Source organism: Mesorhizobium sp. M5C.F.Ca.IN.020.29.1.1 (genome assembly GCF_003997375.1).
GTDB classification, from domain to species: domain Bacteria; phylum Pseudomonadota; class Alphaproteobacteria; order Rhizobiales; family Rhizobiaceae; genus Mesorhizobium; species Mesorhizobium wenxiniae.
In genome coordinates this window covers 1-2,342 of sequence record NZ_RZSW01000745.1, presented here as the reverse complement: position 1 = coordinate 2,342, position 2,342 = coordinate 1, and the positions used below count along the sequence as shown (strand labels likewise).

The 2,342-nt window shown below is 62.1% G+C and carries 2 protein-coding genes; both read right to left on the bottom strand.

Annotated features, from left to right (window positions below; translation table 11 throughout):
- Positions 1-75 precede the first annotated feature (75 nt).
- Entirely contained in the window at positions 76-930 is an 855-nt protein-coding gene (gene istB, locus EOA85_RS32990) for an IS21-like element helper ATPase IstB (RefSeq protein WP_127212503.1), read from the bottom strand.
- Positions 927-2,189, bottom strand: a complete 1,263-nt coding sequence (gene istA / locus EOA85_RS32985; RefSeq protein WP_127212502.1) for an IS21 family transposase — start codon at positions 2,187-2,189, stop codon at positions 927-929. The genes istB and istA overlap by 4 nt, the downstream gene beginning before the upstream one ends.
- Positions 2,190-2,342: the final 153 nt, after the last annotated feature.

The window sequence follows — 2,342 nt, the reverse complement described above, 5'->3', positions numbered from 1 at the left end:
TGTCAATGGGCACCGAAGTCTCCGCGAATGTGGGCATCCAATTTTCCCTACCTGACAGGTGAAGTGGCCCGGTGATCAGCCGGCATCTTGATCGTCGGATTTCACTCCTGGGCGCCGGCCGCGTTTTTTCGGCGGCGGAGGCGGGTTGATATGTGCTTTTGATCGAACGTGCTCGGGGACGAGATCGGCGTGCTGTCGAAGGCGGTAGCTTGATCCCTCGATCTGGATAACGACGGCGTGGTGAAGCAGGCGATCAAGAAGTGCGGTTGCGACGACAGGGTCCCCGAAGACCTCGCCCCATTCGGCAAATCCTCGGTTTGAAGTGAGGATCATGGCGCCCTTTTCATAGCGGGCGTTGACGAGCTGGAAGAACAGATTGCCGCCGCCGGGCACGACCGGGAGATAGCCGATTTCGTCGACGACGAGCAGCGAGGCGCGGCATAGATAGCGGATACGCTCGCGCAGCTGCCCCTCGCGCTCGGCCTTGGCGAGCGAGGCGATAATGTCGGCGAGCGTTGAGAAGTAGACGCTCTTTGCGGCCTTGACGGCTTCGACAGCGAGCGCGGTTGCCAGATGGCTCTTGCCGGTGCCGGGCGGGCCGAGAAGATGGACTACCTCCGCCCGCTCGATGAACTTCAGTTCGGCCAGCGCCATGATGCGGTTTTTATCGAGCGATGGCTGGAAAGCGAAGTCGAAGCCGGCGAGCGTCTTGATGGTGGTCAGGCGCGCCATCATCAGAGCAGCCTTGATGCGCCGACTTTCGCGCAGGGTTAGTTCTTCCATCAGAAGTTCGTCGAAGGCCTGGATGCCGTCGATCTCGCCCTGCTCGATGCGCCGCAGGGTCGCGTCAAGCACTTCGAGCGCCCGCGGCATACGCAGCCCGACCAGGCTCTTCCTGATGCTGTCGATCGTGGATGCGTGCATGGTCATGACCGGCTCCCCGCGACGGCCAGTCGCTCGGCGACGGCCTGATAGAAGTCGAGCGAGCGCCGGGCGACATGGTCGCCGAGACGACCGACAATGATATCCGGGGCGCTCTTCCTCGCCGCGTGGCGAACTGCCCCCTGACGATGAGCAGGATCGATCCGATATTGGCGGCGCCCCTCGAGCACAGGATGGCTGGCGACCAGCCTGCCTTCGTCCAGGATGCGGATGCAGTCGGCAAGCTGGTGAACCTCGACAAGGCGCCGGGTGCGATCGGGAACGCTATAGTAGTTGCCGCCGATCGAGACGAGACCATCATGGCTGACGCGACGCTCCAGCTTGAGAAGCGCGTCGAAGGGAACTGCCGGGAGAGGTTGAAGTTCCGGCTGCTCTGCCGCGAAGGCTTCACTGACGATGCGTTGCGTGGTGCCGTGCAGGCGAGCATTGGCGACGGTGTCGAGCCAATCTTGCAATTGCTCATTCAGGTCGTCGAGATTGCGGAAGCTGCGGGCCAGGAAGAAGTCCTCGCGGATATAGCGGAATGGTCGCTCGACTTTGCCCTTGGTTTTGGCGCGATACGGCCGGCAGGCTCTGGGCTGGAAGCCAAAGTGCTTGGCCAGCGCCAGCAGCGAGCGATTGTAGATGATGTGGCCTTCGTTATCTTCGCCGGTCACCGCCGTCTTCATCCTGTCGTAGAGAATCTCGATCGGCACTCCTCCTATTGCGTCGAAAGCCTGCATATGACAGCGCAGCAACGTCTGCAGGTCCTGGTGCATGACGTAGCGGGCGAAGATGTAACGCGAGTGGCCAAGCACAAGCGAGAACAGCCAGACAATGCGTATCACGCCCGGCGCGTCGGTGAACTCGGTGACGAAGCGCGCGAAGTCGACCTGTGCTTGATATCCGGCCGGGGTCTCGAACCGCACCTCGAAGGGGCGCACCTGCTCCTGCGGTCGGATCGCGGCCACGAAGCGCTTCACGGCGGTGTAGGCGCCGTCATAGCCGCGCTCACGAATCTCGCGCGTCAGGCGCACAGCGCTCAAATCGGGAAAGGCCGAGACCCGTTCGCGCAGATAGTCGACAAAGGGCGCGATCTTGTTTGGCCGCCCCGCCTGTCGCGGGCGATAGGCGGGGAGTTCGAGCCCGCGCTCGATGTATTTGCGGACCGTCTTGGGATCGCGCCCCGTTCGCCGGGCGATTGCGGTCACGGACAGGCCCTGACGGTGTAGATCCAATATCATCAGAAGTTCTCCAAGTTGGACCACCAGCGACGCTCCGATTCCGATCAAATCGGGACGGACTATCGACGCCGGAGCGAAAGCCGCCAGTTCCGGGACGCGTCCCGGAACTGGCGGCAGCAGCGACAACTAGGGAATTTTCGATGCCCACAATCAGGGAATATTCATTGCCCGATGACA